This is a genomic window from Dolichospermum sp. UHCC 0259 (assembly GCF_009711935.1).
GTDB lineage: Bacteria > Cyanobacteriota > Cyanobacteriia > Cyanobacteriales > Nostocaceae > Dolichospermum.
This window is the reverse complement of sequence record NZ_VIKX01000121.1, coordinates 1-19,225: the sequence shown is the minus strand read 5'-3', so window position 1 is coordinate 19,225 and position 19,225 is coordinate 1. Positions and strand designations below refer to the sequence as shown.

Annotated in this window: 17 protein-coding genes; 4 read left to right on the top strand and 13 right to left on the bottom strand. The window is 37.2% G+C overall.

Features of this window, described 5'->3' with window-relative positions:
• Positions 1-44: 44 nt before the first annotated feature.
• Both FJR05_RS09650 and FJR05_RS09645 read right to left on the bottom strand, forming a co-directional pair.
• On the bottom strand, positions 45-1,319 hold the full coding sequence (locus tag FJR05_RS09650) for a diguanylate cyclase (RefSeq protein ID WP_168643899.1): 1,275 nt from the start codon (positions 1,317-1,319) through the stop codon (positions 45-47).
• Positions 1,320-1,542: 223 nt separating this feature from the next.
• Positions 1,543-6,873 carry a chemotaxis protein CheB gene (locus tag FJR05_RS09645; RefSeq protein WP_168643898.1) on the bottom strand — a complete coding sequence of 1,777 codons (5,331 nt, stop codon included), beginning with the start codon at positions 6,871-6,873 and terminating at the stop codon, positions 1,543-1,545.
• Positions 6,874-7,385: 512 nt separating this feature from the next.
• Between FJR05_RS09645 and FJR05_RS09640 the strand changes: the two genes are divergently transcribed.
• Entirely contained in the window at positions 7,386-7,763 is a 378-nt protein-coding gene (locus tag FJR05_RS09640) for a GxxExxY protein (protein ID WP_168643897.1), read from the top strand.
• Positions 7,764-7,913: 150 nt separating this feature from the next.
• On the opposite strand, the gene FJR05_RS09635 is transcribed toward FJR05_RS09640, so the two are convergent.
• Both FJR05_RS09635 and recR read right to left on the bottom strand, forming a co-directional pair.
• A complete protein-coding gene (locus tag FJR05_RS09635; RefSeq protein ID WP_168643896.1) occupies positions 7,914-8,540 on the bottom strand; it encodes a hypothetical protein in 627 nt (208 codons plus the stop codon).
• A gap of 23 nt (positions 8,541-8,563) precedes the next feature.
• Positions 8,564-9,163 carry a recombination mediator RecR gene (recR, locus tag FJR05_RS09630; RefSeq protein WP_168633350.1) on the bottom strand — a complete coding sequence of 200 codons (600 nt, stop codon included), beginning with the start codon at positions 9,161-9,163 and terminating at the stop codon, positions 8,564-8,566.
• 209 nt (positions 9,164-9,372) lie between these two features.
• On the opposite strand from recR, the gene FJR05_RS09625 reads away from it, so the two are divergent.
• The gene (locus FJR05_RS09625; RefSeq protein ID WP_168643895.1) at positions 9,373-10,287 is read left to right on the top strand and encodes an Rpn family recombination-promoting nuclease/putative transposase; all 915 of its coding nucleotides are present in this window, start codon (positions 9,373-9,375) and stop codon (positions 10,285-10,287) included.
• Here FJR05_RS09625 and FJR05_RS09620 read toward each other — a convergent pair.
• The 5 genes from FJR05_RS09620 to FJR05_RS09600 form a co-directional block, all read right to left on the bottom strand.
• The gene (locus tag FJR05_RS09620) at positions 10,284-10,883 is read right to left on the bottom strand and encodes a tRNA isopentenyl-2-thiomethyl-A-37 hydroxylase MiaE (protein WP_168643894.1); all 600 of its coding nucleotides are present in this window, start codon (positions 10,881-10,883) and stop codon (positions 10,284-10,286) included. The genes FJR05_RS09625 and FJR05_RS09620 overlap by 4 nt on opposite strands.
• A gap of 88 nt (positions 10,884-10,971) precedes the next feature.
• On the bottom strand, positions 10,972-11,733 hold the full coding sequence (locus FJR05_RS09615; protein ID WP_168643893.1) for a sterol desaturase family protein: 762 nt from the start codon (positions 11,731-11,733) through the stop codon (positions 10,972-10,974).
• A gap of 169 nt (positions 11,734-11,902) precedes the next feature.
• The gene (locus tag FJR05_RS09610) at positions 11,903-13,450 is read right to left on the bottom strand and encodes a mercuric reductase (protein ID WP_168643892.1); all 1,548 of its coding nucleotides are present in this window, start codon (positions 13,448-13,450) and stop codon (positions 11,903-11,905) included.
• A 146-nt stretch (positions 13,451-13,596) separates the two neighbouring features.
• On the bottom strand, positions 13,597-14,277 hold the full coding sequence (locus FJR05_RS09605; protein ID WP_168643891.1) for a TVP38/TMEM64 family protein: 681 nt from the start codon (positions 14,275-14,277) through the stop codon (positions 13,597-13,599).
• Between the two features lie 9 nt (positions 14,278-14,286).
• Positions 14,287-15,000 (bottom strand): TIGR04283 family arsenosugar biosynthesis glycosyltransferase, encoded by a 714-nt coding sequence (locus tag FJR05_RS09600; protein WP_168643890.1) that lies wholly within the window; start codon positions 14,998-15,000, stop codon positions 14,287-14,289.
• 94 nt (positions 15,001-15,094) lie between these two features.
• On the opposite strand from FJR05_RS09600, the gene FJR05_RS09595 reads away from it, so the two are divergent.
• A complete protein-coding gene (locus FJR05_RS09595; RefSeq protein ID WP_168643889.1) occupies positions 15,095-16,102 on the top strand; it encodes a sodium:calcium antiporter in 1,008 nt (335 codons plus the stop codon).
• A gap of 6 nt (positions 16,103-16,108) precedes the next feature.
• Here the strand turns inward: FJR05_RS09595 and FJR05_RS09590 are convergent, their stop codons facing one another.
• Positions 16,109-16,345: a DUF6737 family protein gene (locus FJR05_RS09590; RefSeq protein ID WP_168643888.1), complete on the bottom strand. Its 237-nt coding sequence runs from the start codon at positions 16,343-16,345 to the stop codon at positions 16,109-16,111.
• Between the two features lie 200 nt (positions 16,346-16,545).
• On the opposite strand from FJR05_RS09590, the gene FJR05_RS09585 reads away from it, so the two are divergent.
• Positions 16,546-17,907: an NAD(P)/FAD-dependent oxidoreductase gene (locus FJR05_RS09585; RefSeq protein ID WP_168643887.1), complete on the top strand. Its 1,362-nt coding sequence runs from the start codon at positions 16,546-16,548 to the stop codon at positions 17,905-17,907.
• A 122-nt stretch (positions 17,908-18,029) separates the two neighbouring features.
• Here the strand turns inward: FJR05_RS09585 and FJR05_RS09580 are convergent, their stop codons facing one another.
• The 3 genes from FJR05_RS09580 to FJR05_RS09570 form a co-directional block, all read right to left on the bottom strand.
• Positions 18,030-18,434, bottom strand: a complete 405-nt coding sequence (locus tag FJR05_RS09580) for a type II toxin-antitoxin system VapC family toxin (RefSeq protein WP_168643886.1) — start codon at positions 18,432-18,434, stop codon at positions 18,030-18,032.
• A gap of 5 nt (positions 18,435-18,439) precedes the next feature.
• Positions 18,440-18,736, bottom strand: a complete 297-nt coding sequence (locus FJR05_RS09575; protein WP_168643885.1) for a hypothetical protein — start codon at positions 18,734-18,736, stop codon at positions 18,440-18,442.
• 114 nt (positions 18,737-18,850) lie between these two features.
• Positions 18,851-19,117: a hypothetical protein gene (locus FJR05_RS09570; protein WP_168643884.1), complete on the bottom strand. Its 267-nt coding sequence runs from the start codon at positions 19,115-19,117 to the stop codon at positions 18,851-18,853.
• Between the last annotated feature and the right edge of the window lie 108 nt (positions 19,118-19,225).

Genomic DNA, 19,225 nt, shown 5'->3' with positions numbered 1-19,225 from the left:
TCCATAAAAGTTGTCGGTAATGAGAGGGATATGCTCAATTTCCTTTACCCAGAAATGGTGATCGCGCGATCGCGCCCACACTCTTTGGCTTGATACATAGCTTCATCCGCACGCTTCAATATATCCGTATCAGTTTTATCATTATCTTGATAAGCAGTTACGCCAATACTGATAGTAATTTTTATGGCTGAAAAAGTAGTATCTATCTCTAAATTACGAATTTGCTCACATAGACGTTCAGCTATTTCCATCGCTTCTTGTAACTCTGTCGTTGGTAAAATGATCATAAATTCCTCACCTCCCAAACGTCCAACTGTATCTACATTTCGTAACCACTTAACTAACATTTGAGATATTTCTTTTAATACTTGATCACCAATGGTATGTCCATAGGAATCATTGACCAATTTAAAGTGATCAACATCAATTACTAAAAGTGAAAAAGGTTCTTTGTAACGTTGAGTTCGTTGAAATTCCTTTTGCAAAACTGCTAAAATGTTGCGTCTATTGGCAATTCCAGTTAAGACATCAGTATTTGCTAGTTTTTGTAACTTTCGACTTAATACTTTCTGTTTATCTAAAGCAATTCTTAATTTTTTCTCAACTTGATTGCGATCGCTCACATCTCGCATAGAGACAATTGAAACTTTTTGTTCTAACCATTCAGTCTCACCAACGGTAATTTCTGCCCGTCCGAGAGTTCCACGAGAGTGGATAATATCAAGTTCTGCAACTTTTCCGACTACAATTGGTAGTCCCAATTCATGATCAATTAAATCGGATAATTTTCTATCAAACATTTGCGCCGCAGCCGGATTGGCAAATTTTACAATTCCTAATTCATCAACAATTAAAATTCCATCTTTGATGTGAGTAACGATGGTATTGAGTTTATTTTCGCTCTGTTGTAACTGTCTAGTTTGGCGTTTTAGTTGAATATGTGTCTGCACACGGGCTAATAATTCTGTAGATCGAAAAGGCTTGGTTACATAGTCAGCCGCCCCCTTTTCAAAGGCTTCTATTAAATGCTCTTCTTCGTGACTAGCAGTCAGAAATAAAATTGGTATATGATGATAATGGGGATTTGTTTTAATTTGTTCACAAACTTCCAAACCACTCATTTCTGGCATTAATAAATCCAATAAAATTAAATCTGGTTGAATTGCTTGCAGACGTTGGAGAGCTTCTTTGCCACTTAAAGCATAGGTAATAGAATAGCCTTGTGTTTCTAGAGTTCTTCCTAAAACTTGAATATTTTGAATCAGGTCATCAACAATTAATATTGTACAATCTTGGGGATTAAAGGCAATTTTTTCCATTATTTATATAACAGGGAATAGGGAACAGGGAACAGAAAAATCAATTGTGTATTCTGTCTCATTACCTACAGCAGATTGCAGATTAATGAGGTGCAGAATCTAAATTCAAAGCCAGACAGCCAGTTTTACTCCTGACTCTTCGACAAGCTCAGGGCATCGCTCCTGACTCCCGACTCCTGACTCCTGACTCCTGCTGTATATTTTTAAAATTTATAATAATCTCTTAGTGTAGCAATTTTTGTAACTTTTTGCTAATCTCTGGGAAGTTAGCAACGGTGTCAGCCAAATGAGCCAAATCAAAGGTATCAATTTGGTTTTTTAGTGTATTAGCATATTCTGACAAGTCTGGACATTTATATTGTTCTGCCCAATTTTGTAATCTGAGCGCAAAAGCTCGTAATTGGTCAATTAGTAAGGTTTGATGCAAGGTTTTCCAGACTGATGCTTCTTCCTGTTGTAATAATTTTATCAGTTCTGGTAACTGTTCTAAGGCTTGGGGCGACATTGAGGAAACGGTGGTTTGTATCTGGGAAGTAGATTTTAACTCTACCAATAACTGCGGGGGAAATAAACGTTGCAACTCACTAAAAAGATCCTGGCGACTAACCGGTTTGCGTAAAAATCCTTGGGCTAAGGGTTGTAATTCTTCAAAGTCCTGTTCTTGGATAGAAGCTGTGACAATAATCACACAAATATCCGCTGTGAAGGGATTCTGCTTCAGGGCTTGCAAAACGGTGATTCCGTCCATTTGTGGCATGACCAAATCTAGTAATATCAGGTCAGGATGATGTTCAATGGCTAATTTAAGAGCGATCGCTCCATTGTCTGCCATGATAATTTGGTGAGGAGTGGAATTAAAATAGGCGTAAAGTAAGTCCCGGTTAGATTGTACGTCATCAACAATGAGAATTTTCAAAGCTGGAAATTGACTTAAATCATGATTTTGTGGGGTTAATGATGGTGAACTTGCTGTAGTTTGAGTGACTGTGATTTGGGGAAATATTAAGGTGAAGGTGCTACCCTGTTCCAACTCACTTGTTACCTCAACTGTACCACCCATCATTTGTGTGAGACGGCGGCTTATGGTTAATCCTAGCCCGGTTCCGCCGTACTTGCGGTTACTTTGTCCTTGACTTTGACGAAAAGCATCAAAAATCAAAATTTGATCTCGTGAGGAAATCCCAATCCCTGTATCAGAAACGGAAATTTCTAAATGGGCGTTATTCTGAATATTAGGGTTAATGCGGCTGTGAACACGGATGGTAATACCACCTTTTTCGGTAAATTTAATCGCATTACCAACGACATTCACGAAAATCTGCCGCAACCGAACTTCATCAATATATATTTCGCCAGGAATGGATTCATCAACTTGTAGATTTAAAAATAATCCTTTTTCTTTGGCTCTTTGCAAAAACATTTGTTGAATGTCTTGCAGAAGTAAGGGAAGATTCACAGATTCGTAGTTGAGTTTGAGTTTCCCAGCTTCAACTTTGGATAAATCTAGGATATCATTAATTAGAGTGAGCAAAGTCCGGCCATTGGTTTGAATGGCTTGGAGATAACTTTGGGCTAAATCGTCGCTAACGAGATTTTGTAATAGTTCGGAGAATCCCAAAATAGCATTCATGGGTGTGCGAATTTCATGGCTCATGTTGGCGAGAAATTCACTTTTGGTGCGACTAGCAGCTTGTGCTTTTTCGGTGGCTGCTTCTAGGGCTAGGTTTTGTTGAGCGAGTTCTATTTGTCGCTGTTCGGCTTGTTGTAGAAGTTTAGCATGAGCGATCGCAATTCCTACTTGAGCAGCTACGGCTTCTAAAAGTCCAATGTCTTCATTATTCCAGTATCGTTGATAATTACACTGATGCAAACAAATCAGTCCGTTGGCTTTTCCTTGATAGGATGTGCGAATTGCCAATATTGATTTTAGTCCAATTTGCACAGAAGCTTCTGTGCTATACGATACTAATGGATCAGTAAACACATCATCTATAATAATCGCTGTATCTTGCTGGAGGAGTTGATGAATTTGGGGATTACCAGCAATTGGGCCTAAGACTCCTTGAATAGAAGCGATATCACCGCTCAAGTATTCTGCTACTATTGGTAAATGTTCTGTTGGTTCGAGTTCGTAAGTATGTAGGAAACAACGATCTACTCCAAAGGCTTCACCGATGCGGTTTGCGGAGGTTTCAAAGATTTTTTGGGGTTCGAGACTTTGACGAATTTCGTCAGTGATTTGTTTTAATAGTCGTTCTCTTTGTACTTGTTGTTCGAGAATCTTTTCGGCAGCTTTGCGATCGCTAATATCGACTAAATAGCCTACACACTCTAACGGCTGATTTTCTTGATCTCTAATTAACCGCAACTGAGCAAAAAACCAGCGATAGTCACCATTAGCGCAGTGTAACCGATATTCTAAGGAATAGGTATTATCAAATTCTAACCGATTTAATCCTGTTATCACCCGATCTCGATCTTCAGGATGGATATAATCGTACCAAAAACCAGTTTCATCTAAAAATACTTCTGGAGCATAACCGAGAATCAACTGCACGTTATCACTAATAAAGGTAGCTCGATAATCCCCCATAGGTTGACAACTAAATAAAATAGTTTGGCTGGAGTTCATCAAAGCTCGTAATCGTTCTTCACTTTGCAGCAAAGCCATTTGTGCTTGTTTGAGTTCGGTAACTTCCACAACTACCGAACTGACAGCCTTACCGCCATCAAGTTGATTGACAGGATAATAACTAGCAATCCAATGTCTTTGAACATTTGGTTGGGAAGGTGTAAACCCGGAAATCTCAATATTGCGAATTGATTTTCCCGTTGCTAATACCTGATGTAAAATCGGTTCAACTCGATTTGCTAAATCTGGTAACACTTCTCGGAGTTGTTTACCAATATGTGCATTAGCTGATAAACCATTAATTTCCGCCATTGCTTCGTTAATTCGCACAAAGCGTAATTCTTCGTCATGGAGTACCAACCCCACCGGATTTGTATTATAAAGTTTTTCTAATTCCTCTGTGCGGCGTTGTAGAGCTTCCTGGACTTGCTTGATTTCATTAATATTGACAAAAGTAATGACTACCCCATCTGTTTGTCCATCATCTCTAAGGTATGGATACAAACGCATTAATAAATTAACATCTGTATTATTTAATTTTACCTCTTGTTCAATGGGGCGTTCTGTTTCCACTACTCGCTGTAATAATTCCAGCAAATTGGGACAATTCATATTATGGGTAATATGCTGAATTGGGCGTTCAACATCAGTTTCTAAGAGGTTAATAGCGGTTGTGGCTGCGGGGGTAAATTTCCGAATTCGCAATTCTCTATCTAGGAAAATTACACCAATTTCACTACTCCTGAGTAAATTATCTACGTCGTTGGACAATTCTAATAATTGACGAATTTTCGTTTGATATTCTGTATTAACTGTATATAGTTCTTCGTTAACGGAATGTAGTTCTTCGTTGGTACTTTGCAACTCTTCATTAGAAGCTAGTAGTTCTTCGTTGGTGGCTTGTTGTTCTTCGTTAGTAGTTTCTAATTCTTCAATTGTGGCTTGCAGATTTTCTCTAGTTTGCTGTAATTCGTATTCTAAATCAAGAATGCGTTGAGTTGCTTCCGCGTCTTGTTGAAAAGCTTCGGGACGATTGGGTAAAGAAGGACGTTCTTCATTTTCAATAATCAACATAAAGAAGTCACTCATGCGGGTATCTCCCGTATGATAGGTAACTTCTAAATTGACACTGCGAATATTGTCGCCCTGATTTAAGTGAATATTACCGTAAAGAACAGTTTTTCGTTCGCGTTTGGCACGATGTAGGGCAGTATTAATAGGTAATTTTAGAGTATTTGGGACTAAATCGGCGATCGCTCTCGTCATTTGTCCTTCTGGAACTTGCATAATCTGAACCATATCAGTAACGACATGGAACAATTCCAAATCATCATTAACTAACAAACAGGTACATTGCCTTCGACGCACAAAAGCACTAAAGGCTGCACCCAAAGCCGGATCAAATTGCACCGTACCCCGTCTGCTTTGACTAGGACGAGCCACGACAGGAGTTATATATTCTAAATTTTGATTCAGAATTGGTAAACGCACATTGCGCCGCTTTTGATAAATTTTGAATTTCTCATACAGGGGACTAAATTCTTCAATTAAATCCCCCGGTGTTTCCGCTGCACCCAACAACAAAATACCCTTGTGCATCAAAGAAAAATGCAACATTCTCATGACATGCTGCTGCAAAACAGGCTGCATATATATCAGGACATTTCGGCAGCTAATCAGGTGCATTCGTGTAAAACCGGCATTTTTTGCCAAATTGTGAGGAGCAAAAATAATCATTTCCCGCAACGCCCGCGACACATGGAAATTACGGTTACGGAAGGTAAAATATTTTTCTAACCGTTTACGAGAAACATCAATACTAATACTTTCAGGATATATCCCCTCTGCGGCTTTACTTAAAGCGGCTGCATCTATGTCTGTGGCGAAAATTTTCACACTCAGTTGTTTACCTAAGCGGTTGATCACCTCATCCATCAAAATCGCCATAGAATAGGCTTCTTCCCCAGTTGCACAAGCTGTCACCCATACCCTTAACTGTTGACCATTTTCCAGGGGGCTAATTAATTCGGGTAATACTTCTTTATCCAAGTATTCCCAAGCGGCTGAATCTCGAAAAAACCTTGTCACTCCAATCATTAAATCATCTCGCAGCAGCGCTCGTTCTTCACTAGAAGTGGTTAAATATTGTACATATTCATCTAAGAGATTATGTCCACTCAGAGAACAACGGCGGTAGATGCGGCGGCTGAGGGTGCTGGGTTTATAATAGGAAAAATCGAGCTTTTCGTATTGATTAAGAATTTGAATAATGGCACGGAGTTTTTCTGATTCTAGTTCTGGAAGTAGGGATTCCCCCTGAGTCGCACCTTGACGCTGCATTTGGATGATTTCATAAATCGTCCGCGCCATTTCTGCCGGTGGTAGCACTTGATCTACAATACCTGTAGCGATCGCACTTTGGGGCATCCCATCAAATTCTGCTGTCCCTGGTGACTGCACAAACGTCAACCCACCAGACTCACTAATACTTTGTATCCCTCTCGTACCATCACTTCCCGTCCCGGAGAGAATCACGGCCATTGCTTGTTCTCCCTTATCTCTAGACAGGGAATCGAGAAAAATATCAATGGGAAAATTCGGTTGCTGTCGGGGAGGTTCACTTTGCTGAATTAACTCTAAAATCCCATCATTAACAACTAAATTATTCTGAGGCGTAATTAAATATACTGTATTCGGTTCAATCTGCATTCCGCTTTGTACCCGCTTCACTGTCATGCGAGTCCGACGTTCCAGCAGTTCTTTCATTAAACTTTTAAAGTCTGGAGAGAGATGTTGCACCACAACAAAGGCTGCACCACTATCTGCGGGCATATTATCAAAAAATTCTTCTAATGCTCGTAGTCCCCCCGCAGAAGCTCCAATGCCAACTACGAAGCAATGGGTCTTAGTCTCTTCAGACACTACTTATAAACTCCTAATTTTATTAGTTAACTATTTATTGTAGGTTATCAAAGCAACGATTCCGAAAATCCGAGCGCGAAAAATAGTAGACAATTAAAATCCTGAACACTGATTAAACGGATTACACAGATTGCACGGATTAATTGATCTGTTACAGTATAAGTGATCTGTTATAGTAATAGACAATTAAAATCAGTGAAATCCTGTAATCCGTATAATCCGTGATTCTGACCGTTTATTAAATAAAAAGGCTGAACACTGATTAAACGGATTACACAGATTGCACGGATTAATTGATCTGTTACAGTATAAGTGATCTGTTATAGTAATAGACAATTAAAATCAGTGAAATCCTGTAATCCGTATAATCCGTGATTCTGACCGTTTATTAAATAAAAAGGCTGAACGCGGATTAAACAGATTACACAGATTGCACGGATTAAGTGATCTGTTATAGTAATAGACAACTAAAATCAGTGAAATCCTTTAATCCGTCTAATCCGTGATCCTGTATGAGTTTAAAATACGAAGACATCACCAAAAAAATAATCGGTGCATCTTTTGAAGTCCATAAATTTTTAGGTAACGGCTTTCAAGAAGTAATTTATCAAAGAGCATTAGCCTACGAACTTCATCAAGCGGGATTAAATTTTGCTAGAGAAATTGAACAACAAATCTATTACAAAAACTTACCCGAACCCATCGGCACACGCCGCGCTGATTTTATAGTAGAAGAAAAAATATTAGTCGAATTAAAAGCGACCAAACAACTAGAAGATGTCCACTTTGCCCAAGCATTAAATTATCTCAAAGTATATAAATTAGAAGTTGGATTATTGATTAATTTTGGTAGTGAAAGCGTACAATTTAAAAGACTAATAAAAACATAAACATCTGAACACGGATTGAGCGGATTACACAGATGGCACGGATTAGGTTATCTGTCACAGTCATAGATAAACAACATCTTGAACACCAGCATGATTAGACCAATAGCGGGGACTTGTGGCATAACAATAAATTAAAATCCGTGAAATCCTTTAATCCGTATAATCCGTGATTCTGACCTTATGCACTACGGCTAAATACCACATATAATCATCAATTTTATACTCATCAGCCGCTTTAACTATATATTCCTGCGCTAACGGCAAATTATTTTCAGCTTCATAATATAAACCCAAATAGAGATGACTGTAAAACTTACCTTTTAATCCTGCCAATTTTCCCACATTTAAAACATCATCTATTGTACAATTACCTGCGAATAAATCATAGATAGATTTCATGATTTTTCGTGGATCATTTTTCACAGGTAATAAAGAATTACGCGCTTCTGTAACACCGGATAATCTGGCTATGCAAAGATATCTCCAGACTGTTTCTTCCACATCTTGAGCATTAACAGTTAAATCTATTTCAAACTGCTTTGCACCTTCAGCAAATCGTTCTGCATAATAATAAGATAATCCTCGTTGCCACAGATAAGGAGTAATTTGAATATCTAACTTTTCTGCATGATCAAAATCTTGAATTGATTCGGTAATTTTTCCTAACTTAAAATAAACCATGCCGCGACGGACATAGGCATTAACATTATTTGGCTGAATGTTAATGGTATTATTCCACTCTTGAAGTTGATTTTCTAAAGAATTGGTAAAAAACATTTTGGTAAGGAACTTTGCTACTTTTAATCTAATTCTCTTCGTCCTTCTAATGCTCTGGCTAAAGTGAGTTCATCAGCATATTCTAAATCACCACCTACAGGTAAACCAAAAGCAATGCGGGTGACTTTTGTAAATGGTTTTAGTAATTGACCAATATATAATGTTGTGGTTTCCCCTTCGATACTGGGACTAATAGCTAAAATCACCTCTTGGGGTTTTTGTTCGCTTACTCGTCTCACTAAAGCTTGAATGGTTAGCTGTTCGGGTCCGATACCATCCATTGGGGAAATTACACCACATAAAACGTGATATTTACCTTTAAATTCACGGGTTTTTTCTAAAGCAATCACATCACGGGAATCTGCAACTACGCAAATAGTTGTATTATCTCGCTGTGGGTGACGACAAATTTCACAAACTGGATCTGAGGAAAGGTGAAAGCAAACTTTACACAAACCCACCTGTTTTTTTGCGTCAACAAGTGCCTGGGCTAAGGCTTCTACCTCTGCTTCTGGTCTTTTTAAGATGTGCAAAGCTAAACGTTGGGCGCTTTTGGGACCAACTCCGGGTAGCCGTTGCAATTGTTCGATTAATTTGGCTAGGGGACGTGCGTAAACCGTAATTCTACCTCCGGGCTTTTTTTCTATTTTACAATGATGTTATCTTAAATAGGACTTACGCAAGATGTAACTGTAACCCTTATTTTTCTGTAGGGGTAATTCATGAATTACCCCTACTTTCGTTACCTTTTGCGTAAGTCCTGTTAAAGTTAAAATGAATTATACGCAAAATTCGAGGAATTTTAACTGATAAAATATTATAATCATGACTTATGCGAAGAGATTCACTTTTTTATAAACTGTTTCAACAATACCCATCTTTGTTGTTTGAACTGTTGACAGATCCGCCGATTAATGCTCAGGCTTACCGTTTTGATTCTGTGGCTGTCAAAGAACCGACTTTTGCAATTGATGGTGTCTTTTTACCACCAGAAAGTGATGGACTGGGAATAGTGTATTTCTGTGAGGTGCAATTTCAAAGAGATGAAGAATTGTATGAAAGAATCTGTGCAGAAACTTCACTATATTTTTATCGTAATCGCAAAAGATTTTGTGATTGGCAAGTAGTGATCATTTATCCATCTCGAAATACAGAACAAAATGACATTTATCCCCATCGTGGATTTCTCAATAGTCCCCAAGTACATCGAGTATATTTAGATGACTTGGGAGATATTCAAGAGTTACCATTAGGGTTAGGTGTTATGTTACTAACTACTCTGGAAGAAAGTCAAGCCCCAGCAGTAGCGAGATATTTATTAAATAGAACCCAGGAGGAGATTGTCGCACCATCAAGTCAAGCTATGATGGAAATGATCACGACAATCATGGTCTACAAGTTTGAAAATCTGAGTCGTCGGGAGGTAGAATCAATGCTAGGAATTACACTCAAAGAAACTAGAGTTTATCAAGAAATTAAAGAAGAAGGCAGAAAGGAAGGCATAGAAGAAGGTAGAGAAGAAGGACTGGAGGAAGGACTAGAACAAGGGATAGAACAAGCTACGATTAATCTAGTTATTCGACTATTAACAAAGCGGTTTGGGAGAATATCTCAAAAAATGAGAAAATCTATTTCTGCTTTGCCATTATCTGTGGTAGAAGAATTGAGTGAAGCTCTTTTAGATTTTAATGGTTTGGATGATTTGCCAACTTGGTTGTTAATCCATACTCCTTCACAAACTGACTAACTATGTATTCTCGGTTCTGGGTGTAAGGTTGATAATAATTGACTTTCCACCTCTGCTAATTCGTCTAATCTGTCCATAACGATTTTTCGGTCAAAATAGGTGTCAGCTAAAACCCAATATATGCCAAAATGTCGGGCTTCTGATGCCATTAAACTGCGGTAAAATTCCGCTAGTTCTGGTTCTGGACAGTTAGCAGCTAGGAGTCCTAAACGTTCATGGCTGCGGGCTTCGATTAAACCGGTAACGAGTAAGGAGTCTAAAAATCTATGGGGTTCTTGTCCCCGGACTTGAGATTTTAACCCTGCACCGTAGGGAGGTGCGGACAGGGCTGCAAGTTTGATATTACGGCGTTCTAGCCATTGATTGACGAGTTCAAAGTGTTCGAGTTCTTCACGAGCGATCGCTGTTAACTCTCTGACCATTTTAGCATTAGAGGGATAGCGAAACATCATATTTAAGGCTACTCCTGCGGCTTTGCGTTCACAGTGGGAGTGATCTAATAATATAATATCAAGGTTAGCGATCGCTTGCTCTACCCAAGCATCACTGGTAGGTTGTTTGAGGGCGTTGATTGTGGGTAAAGGTGAACTCAGCACAGCGAAAAACTCCAAATTGAATAATTAATTTTAATCTAGGAAAAAAGAGATGTTTGCCGAATTATTACTATAATACAGTAAAACTTGATTATTTATTAACAGGCACAAACGGTAATTTTAATAAACTGATCACATTAAAATCTCTAGTTTCTTCAGGTACACCAAATTGGATGGTTTCTGGTTGGGGTGGATAATAACGAGATTGAAAAATTAGATCCCAGATAGTTAATAAACTGGTGTAATTACTATTTAAATATTTTGTTAATTGACAATGATGAGCGCGATGATAATTAGGTGTGACAATAAAATAACTCAGGAATTTATCTATTTTGAAGGGTAAAGCAATATTACTGTGATGAAAAACTAAGGATATGGCAAATAAGGATTCATATAATATCCACGCATTTGGGGTAATGCCAAATAGATAAATTAAGACAATTTTGGGGATGTTGGAGACAATTACTTCTACTGTATGAAAGCGGTAAGCTGTGGATATATTCATCCATCTATCTGTATGATGGACTTTGTGAAATCGCCAAGCAAAACCCCAAGTGTGGATTAATCTATGCCACGTATACATATACAAATCCAGCAATAAAAAAGAGAGAATAAAGTGTAACCAGGGTGAATTTAGATCATAAAAAAATCCCCGCGATAAAGTTGGTTTCCAAAGCAGATTTAAGATAAAAATAACGGTGAAATTAACCACAAAAGAATTGATTAAACCCAAAATTAAATTATCAATAAATCTTTTAACGGGATTTTGACGATATTGGAAAAAAGGAATTAGGGTTTCCAGGATTCCAAATATAATAATACTGCTGACAATAGCCAGAGATTTATATTCCATTTTGTTTGATGTCCTGATAATTCTGGCGTAGATGGGTTAATTTTTCTCTCTATTCATGAATTTTACCATGAATATTTTCTCTAGTTGTTTATTCATTCTTTAATCATTCTACAATTGAGGGCGGGGAAACCCCGCCCCTACAGGCTTGATCTAATCCTCAATTTCTAATTTAAGAAAATTTCGTTAAAAATCCTAATAATTGCTTAGTTTTTGGTGTGAGTAAAGTCTTGCGATAAGCGTCGGCGGCTTTTTTAATGGCTTCTGCTTGGGTGGGGTAAGGATGAATTACAGTGCTAAGTTTACTTAAACCAATATTGTTAACAATGGCTGTGGTAATTTCGGAAATCATCTCTCCTGCATGATTAGCAACTATGGTTGCACCCAGGATTTGATCTGAGCCTTTTTTGTGATGTATCTTTAAAAAACCAGATTCTTCATGATCTGCGATCGCTCGGTCTATACTTTTAAAAGGAATCTTAATAGTTTCTATCTCTATACCTAATTCTTTTGTCTCCTTTGCATACATCCCTACATGGGCAATTTCTGGGCTGGTATACGTCACCCAAGGCATTACCAAACTACTTAGTTTAGCTCGTCCCCAACCAAAAGGCGAAAAGAGGGTATTTTTAATCACAATTCGGGCTGCCGCATCTGCCGCATGGGTAAATTTCCAATTCATGCAGATATCACCAGCGGCGTAAATTTTGGGGTTTGTGGTTTGCAAATAATCATTCACTTTCACACCCAAGGTTTGATCATATTCTACACCCACTGCCTCTAAATTCAAATTTTCCACATTGGGCGCACGTCCCGCACCAACTAATATTTCATCAACTGTGACTGAATCTCGTTCACTATTTACAGAGAAATAGAGGCGTTTTCCTTCCGTAACGGTGACAACTTCTTCTAATTGACAATTTAATACTAAACGAATCCCTTCATCAATTAAAACTTTTTGCAAAATTTCCGCTGCTTCTGGATCTTCTTGATTTAAAATATGTGAACCACGATGAAATAATGTCACTTCACAACCCAAACGCCGGAATGTTTGCGCTAATTCACAACCGACAGGACCGCCACCAATCACTGCTAATTTTTCCGGTTTTTGAGTCAGAGAAAAAACAGTTTCATTGGTTAAATAACCGGCTGCTTCAATTCCCCGAATTTTTGGTTTTACAGCCCTAGCACCTGTCGCAATCACAGCTTTTTTAAATTTTAATGTTTGCTGATCAACTTCTATAGTATTTTTACTTGTAAATTTACCATTACCTAAAAAAACATCAATCCCTAAACTTTTAAATCTTTCTACTGAATCATGATGACTAATACTCGCCCTAATCCGCCGCATTCTCTCCATAACTGTGGCAAAATCTACATCAAATTGCTGGGAAATATTAATTCCTAAATCTTTGGCTTTTTTGATTTCTTCAACTACACGAGAAGAACGAATTAAACATTTAGAAGGGATACAACCAAAATTTAAACAATCTCCTCCCATGAGATTTTTTTCAATTAATGCTATTTTCAAACCCAAGTCTAACCCCGCAGCCCCCGCAGCGACAACTAAACCCGCAGTTCCTCCACCAATGACTACTAAATCATAACAATTAGCTGGTTGGGGATTTACCCAGTTATCGGGATGAACATTTTTGAGTAGTTTTTGATTAGACTCATCCATTGGACGCATTGTGACTCTTGGAGATTCGGAATTTGACATTAGTATTACCTCTAAATGGTCAAGTATAAAGTGTATTTTTGATTAGACAATCTGTTATTTATAGATACATGATAATTCACATTTTGTCGGTTTGATATTTAACAGATTTTCTCAAATTTCTGCAAATAATAAACTAAACTTTGTAATCAAATTTCTGCGTCTAAGGCTTTCTTGGCGATTTTAGTAACAAAAATTGTTACAGCAATTGTCGCTATTAACCCAATGATTTTAATTACCCAGTGTAAGATGAGATTAACAGGTTGAGTTTGAGTACCAATTAAGGCTATATTTCCTATTAAATATCCAAAATAAACATACATAATTGTTCCAGGAATCATCCCGACTGAACCAATTAAATAATCTTGCCAAGAAACACTAGTAATTCCGAAAGCATAGTTTAATAAGTTGAAGGGAAATAGGGGAGAAAGTCGAACTAATAGGACTATTTTTAATCCTTCTTTACTAACAGCTTTATCAATGATGGCAAATTTTTTATAACTAGATATTTTTTCTTTTACCCAACCTTGAGCTAAATAACGTCCTACTAAAAATGCAGCTACAGCACCCAAAGTAGCACCAATAAACACATATAAAGAACCCCAAATTACTCCAAAAATTACACCAGCACCTAAAGTAAGAATTGCGGCTGGTAAAAAAGCCAAGGTAGCAATAATGTAGATACCAATAAATACTATTCCCCCCAAAGCACCAAGACTATTAATCCATTGTAAAGTATTTTGCAAAAATGACAGAAAACTGAAAGAAGATACACTAATAGATTCCTGGGCTAAAACTAAATCTATTGCTGATAAAAATGTCATAACCATAAAAATTCTCTACAATTTTGAAGAAGAGTACCAATTACAAATTTGAGTTGGGGATATCCCTATTAAATAAGCGATGACAATAATTTGATTCCAAAGAGTAGTTTGAATAATGCCTTTTTTTAACCATCTACGAGGTGAGGTAATTACAGGTGTTGGTAATAGATGAATTTTTCCCAGTGCTTTTAATTTTCTCATGAGTTCAAAGTCTTCCATAATTGGTATTTGGGGAAAATTACCAACTCGTTGAAATACATCTTTGGTGAGAAAAATTGCTTGATCTCCATAGGGCATTTGCCAAAGATGCGATCGCCATTTTACACCAAATTCGACTAAACGCAACCCCCAATCAGGGGCATTTATCCGTAAAGTAAACGCACCAGCAACAATTCCCGGTTTTGCTAAGGTTGTGCGAATCATTTGCTCAAAATTAGTCGGTAAACGAGTATCAGCATGGAGAAACACCAAAATCTCCCCACTAGCAACCATAGCACCCATATTCATTTGATTAGCACGTCCGGGAGGAGAAATCATAACTTTCACATCTAAGGATTTAGCTATTGATAATGTTTCATCTTTTGAACCACCATCAACTATAATGATTTCTATGTGACTGCCAATTTGACTGCTAATAATTGCCTCCTGAATATTATCAGCTTCATTGAGTGTGGGAATAATAATAGAAATTAAGTCCCGATTAAAATTTTGATTTATGATTTCCCTCATGATTCTCAAAATATTTATGCAACAAATAGTAAACTTTTGCCATTTTCTTGAAACCTGATAATATTTAAACAAGTTCTACATTCTCTCAATAATCATGCTATTTCTCCAAGTTATTATATGTATTACTTTAGTAATTTTCATCGGCTCATCACTTTCCCAAAGTGCCGATATATTAGCAGAAAAAACCGGAATGGGACGAACTTGGGTAGGAACAATTCTCTTAGCAGGTGTCACATCTTTACCGGAACTAGCCACAGGGACAAGTGCCATTATTCTGTTTAACTCTCCAGACCTAGCTGTAGGGGGCATCTTGGGCAGTTGTCTCTTTAATTTACTCATTTTGGCATTACTCGATATTTACAATGGACCTGAACCCGTACTACAGCGAGCGCAGATTAGTCATGGATTAGCCGCTAGTTTGGGCTGTGTCATGCTAGGTGTGACGACTCTAGGAATACTCCTAGCAAAAACAGAAATGAATTTAGCTGTAGGATGGGTGGGTATCCCCAGTATCATCTTACTCTGGCTCTATTGGTTGAGCGCCCGCATGATTGCTCAATTTGAGATAAGACGACGCGCACAAGTGCTAGAGGAAGAAATTGAGGCTTTTCAATATCAACATATTACCTCAAAACAAGCATATCTGAGGTTTATTTTCCTCTCAGTCATAATTGTAATTCTCGGTATTTGGTTGGCATTTTTAGGTGATAGAGTTGCAGAGGTAACTGGATTAGGACAAAGCTTTATTGGTGCAATTCTCTTAGCTACAGCCACTTCCCTTCCTGAAGTAGTAGCATCATTAGCTGCTATTCGACTTAATGCCGTTGATTTAGCAGTATCCAATATTTTTGGTTCTAATATCACCAATTTAGCAATTTTGGGCGTTTATGATTTGGTCTATTTACAAGGTAATCTTTGGTTAAACATCAGTCAGATACATATATTTACTGCTATTGTCGCCATGATTATGACTTCAGTAGCTATTAATGGGCTAATTTACCATGCTGTCAGTGGTTCACGAATGTACATTACCTGGGATGGATTAACTCTAGTTGCCCTCTATATTGGCGCAATGTACGTGATTTACTGGGATATATTTTGATGGGAATTAAGGATTTTTTTCCAAATTATCTAAAACTCCACTACGAATCATCATTTGTGGCCAAATTAACAGAAAAAATCCCATCCAAATTAATAATGGAATAGCTACTAAAATTGTCAACCAAATAATTTTAAATATTAACCAACTACCGCTAATTAATGTAACAGCAGTGAGGATGATTGACCAAGGCTGACACCACCAAGGTTTATATTTCCAAGGACTAATTGTTTGTTGTTCAGACATTTTTGGATAAAGAAACTAGAATTTACTAGGAATAGTATATCAGCATTTATCCTCATATTTTTTCATAATGTTTTATTCGTAACTTTGACTACTTTTAGTATTTTTTCAAGCGTTCTAAATAGACGGCAAAATGTATTATAATATTGCTACATATTTGTTAAGAAAGGTTACATGACTCTTAACAAAAGGAAATATTGTTTATGGTTGTTCCCCGTGAGAAGAATGCACGACATGAGGTTGTTATTGTTGGTGGTGGCTTTGGTGGACTGTATGCAGCCAAGGCGCTTGCGAACACGAAGGTAAATGTTACTCTGATTGATAAACGTAATTTTCACCTATTTCAACCGCTTTTATATCAAGTTGCCACAGGTACGCTATCACCTTCAGATATTTCCGCACCACTACGATCTGTATTTAGCAAAAGCAAAAATACAAAGGTGTTGTTAGGAGAAGTAAGTGATATTAATCCCAAAACGCAACGAGTTATTTTTGGTGATGAATCCATACCTTATGATACATTAATTCTCGCCACTGGTGCTAATCATTCCTATTTTGGGAAGGATAATTGGAAAGAATTTGCCCCTGGTTTGAAAACTGTGGAAGATGCGATAGAAATGCGCCGGCAGATATTTTCAGCATTTGAAGCCGCAGAAAAAGAAACTGATCCAATAAAACGTCAGGCTTTGTTGACTTTTGTGATTGTGGGGGGAGGTCCAACTGGTGTAGAATTGTCAGGTGCGATCGCAGAGTTGGCATACCAAACCCTCAAAGAAGATTTTCGGAACATTGACACCGCAGAAACGAAAATTTTACTATTGCAAGGGGGCGATCGCATTCTCCCACACATTGCCCCAGAACTATCGAAAGTAGCAATAGAATCTTTACAAAAGTTGGGTGTGGTTATTCACACTCAAACCAGAGTCACAAATATTGAAAATGACATTGTTACTTTCAAGCAAAACGGTGAATTGACAGAAATTCCCTCAAAAACCATCCTGTGGGCAGCAGGTGTACAAGGTTCAGCTTTGGGTAAAATTCTTGCAGAACGCACAGATGTAGAATGCGATTTCTCTGCCAGAGTAATTGTAGAACCTGACTTGACTATCAAGGATTATAAAAACATTTTCGTAATTGGAGACTTAGCTAATTTCTCCCATCAAAATGGTAAACCCCTACCCGGTGTTGCCCCCGTAGCTAAACAACAAGGAGAATATGTAGGTAAACTGATTAAACGACGGCTTCAAGATCGGACTTTGCCAGAATTTAAATACAATGATGTCGGTAGTTTGGCAATGATTGGGCAAAATTTAGCCGTTGTAGATTTAGGTTTCATCAAACTCACAGGTTTCATTGCTTGGGTATTTTGGCTAGTAATTCACATCTATTTCTTAATTGAGTTTGACACTAAACTAGTAGTAGTAATTCAGTGGGCATGGAATTATATTACTCGGAATCGTCGTTCTCGATTGATTACAGGTAAAGACGCTTTTTTAGCAACACAACCTGTTAACAATAGTAGTGATTCTAAACCGAACAAAAATAAGCAGCCAGTCAATCTCTAGTATTTGTGGTTGGCATGAAGTAGCTCAACTAAAAACACTTAAAACCCAAATCCTTGACTATTTAGAGAAGTCGGGGATTTATTTCTTGGCATTGAGTTCTTCTCATCAAATACTCACAAAACTTATTCCTGTAACCAATTTTCTAAACTTAATCCCTCAACTCTCAATAAATCGCTATCATTAGAAACCAGAATAAATCCTTTAACAATAGCAGTAGCAGCAATTAAAATATCTTCTGTTTGGATTGGTAATCCTCTTAATCTAAGATTTGCATGAATTTCTGCTGCCTTTTCCACAATTGCTAAATCATCCAAGAAAATGATTTGATAATCCTTACAGAAATTATCAAATCTTTCTAATTGTTTAATTGCGTTGACTGCAAATAAACCTCTTTTAACTTCAAAGTAAGTAATGCAACTGATACTCAATAACCCTTCTTGAGATTGAAATTCTTTTAATCTTTGCTTAATTTTGGTGTTATTTTTCAGTTCTAAGGAGACAATATTGGTATCTAATAAATATGCCATATTCTTTATTTCCGTTTAATCATTTCATCAAAAATTGCTATTTGTTCGGGAGTTAATTCATTTAAAGTTCCTGCTACTGCTTCTGTTACCATAATCCCACTACAACGAGCTTTCAAATCCTGATCTTGCATATTATTAAACTCATCAATAGGTAAGTTTTTCTGAAATAGATGACATAACTCTTGAATTATTTCTTTGGCGTTAAGTTCTTCTTTAAATAAAGGGCGTTCTTCCATTAAAACAGCTACAATTTTCTCGATTCTGTGGAACATGGATTCTTGTTGAAGTTCTGTTGATAACATAATATTTCCTCCTGATGTAAATAATATTCATGGATGTTATGTATTTTAGCATTTTTATTTGTCTGATGTCTGTTCATTGCTCCAGTGTTAATTTCTGAGGAATAGATTGTGTTATCAATTAAACCTGCCGTTTGTATTAAATTCTTGTATAACTGGAGTTCTTGAAGCTGAAGGAGCTACTATTCTGATGTTTAAATCAATTATTAATTGGTTTTTCTCAAGAGTTATATTTGCTTCCTGTACTAAAAGTTTTACAGATACACCATCACCTATTTCAGATTCAATAGAAGGCTGGCTTTTATATCCTGCTTCCTCAAGCCATTCAGTAATATTTCTCCAATTTTCTACCTTTTCATCAGATTTATCTACTAAACTTTTCACATACTTGTACAAAGTATTGCAAAGGTCTACTTCGACACCTTTAACATTTTTATTCGTAGTTTTTCACTCTCCCCCCACTTTCGAGAGTTTATAGGGTAGGTAGAAGTA

Excerpts from the sequence above, each read along its gene's own strand:
- FJR05_RS09650 (WP_168643899.1), bottom strand. The coding sequence starts at position 1,319 with ATGGAAAAAATTGCCTTTAATCCCCAAGATTGTACAATATTAATTGTT.
- FJR05_RS09640 (WP_168643897.1), top strand. The coding sequence starts at position 7,386 with ATGAGTTTAAAATACGAAGACATCACCAAAAAAATAATCGGTGCATCT.
- FJR05_RS09635 (WP_168643896.1), bottom strand. The coding sequence starts at position 8,540 with ATGTTTTTTACCAATTCTTTAGAAAATCAACTTCAAGAGTGGAATAAT.
- FJR05_RS09625 (WP_168643895.1), top strand. The coding sequence starts at position 9,373 with ATGCGAAGAGATTCACTTTTTTATAAACTGTTTCAACAATACCCATCT.
- FJR05_RS09615 (WP_168643893.1), bottom strand. The coding sequence starts at position 11,733 with ATGGAATATAAATCTCTGGCTATTGTCAGCAGTATTATTATATTTGGA.
- FJR05_RS09610 (WP_168643892.1), bottom strand. The coding sequence starts at position 13,450 with ATGTCAAATTCCGAATCTCCAAGAGTCACAATGCGTCCAATGGATGAG.
- FJR05_RS09605 (WP_168643891.1), bottom strand. The coding sequence starts at position 14,277 with ATGGTTATGACATTTTTATCAGCAATAGATTTAGTTTTAGCCCAGGAA.
- FJR05_RS09600 (WP_168643890.1), bottom strand. The coding sequence starts at position 15,000 with ATGAGGGAAATCATAAATCAAAATTTTAATCGGGACTTAATTTCTATT.
- FJR05_RS09595 (WP_168643889.1), top strand. The coding sequence starts at position 15,095 with ATGCTATTTCTCCAAGTTATTATATGTATTACTTTAGTAATTTTCATC.
- FJR05_RS09590 (WP_168643888.1), bottom strand. The coding sequence starts at position 16,345 with ATGTCTGAACAACAAACAATTAGTCCTTGGAAATATAAACCTTGGTGG.
- FJR05_RS09585 (WP_168643887.1), top strand. The coding sequence starts at position 16,546 with ATGGTTGTTCCCCGTGAGAAGAATGCACGACATGAGGTTGTTATTGTT.
- FJR05_RS09580 (WP_168643886.1), bottom strand. The coding sequence starts at position 18,434 with ATGGCATATTTATTAGATACCAATATTGTCTCCTTAGAACTGAAAAAT.
- FJR05_RS09575 (WP_168643885.1), bottom strand. The coding sequence starts at position 18,736 with ATGTTATCAACAGAACTTCAACAAGAATCCATGTTCCACAGAATCGAG.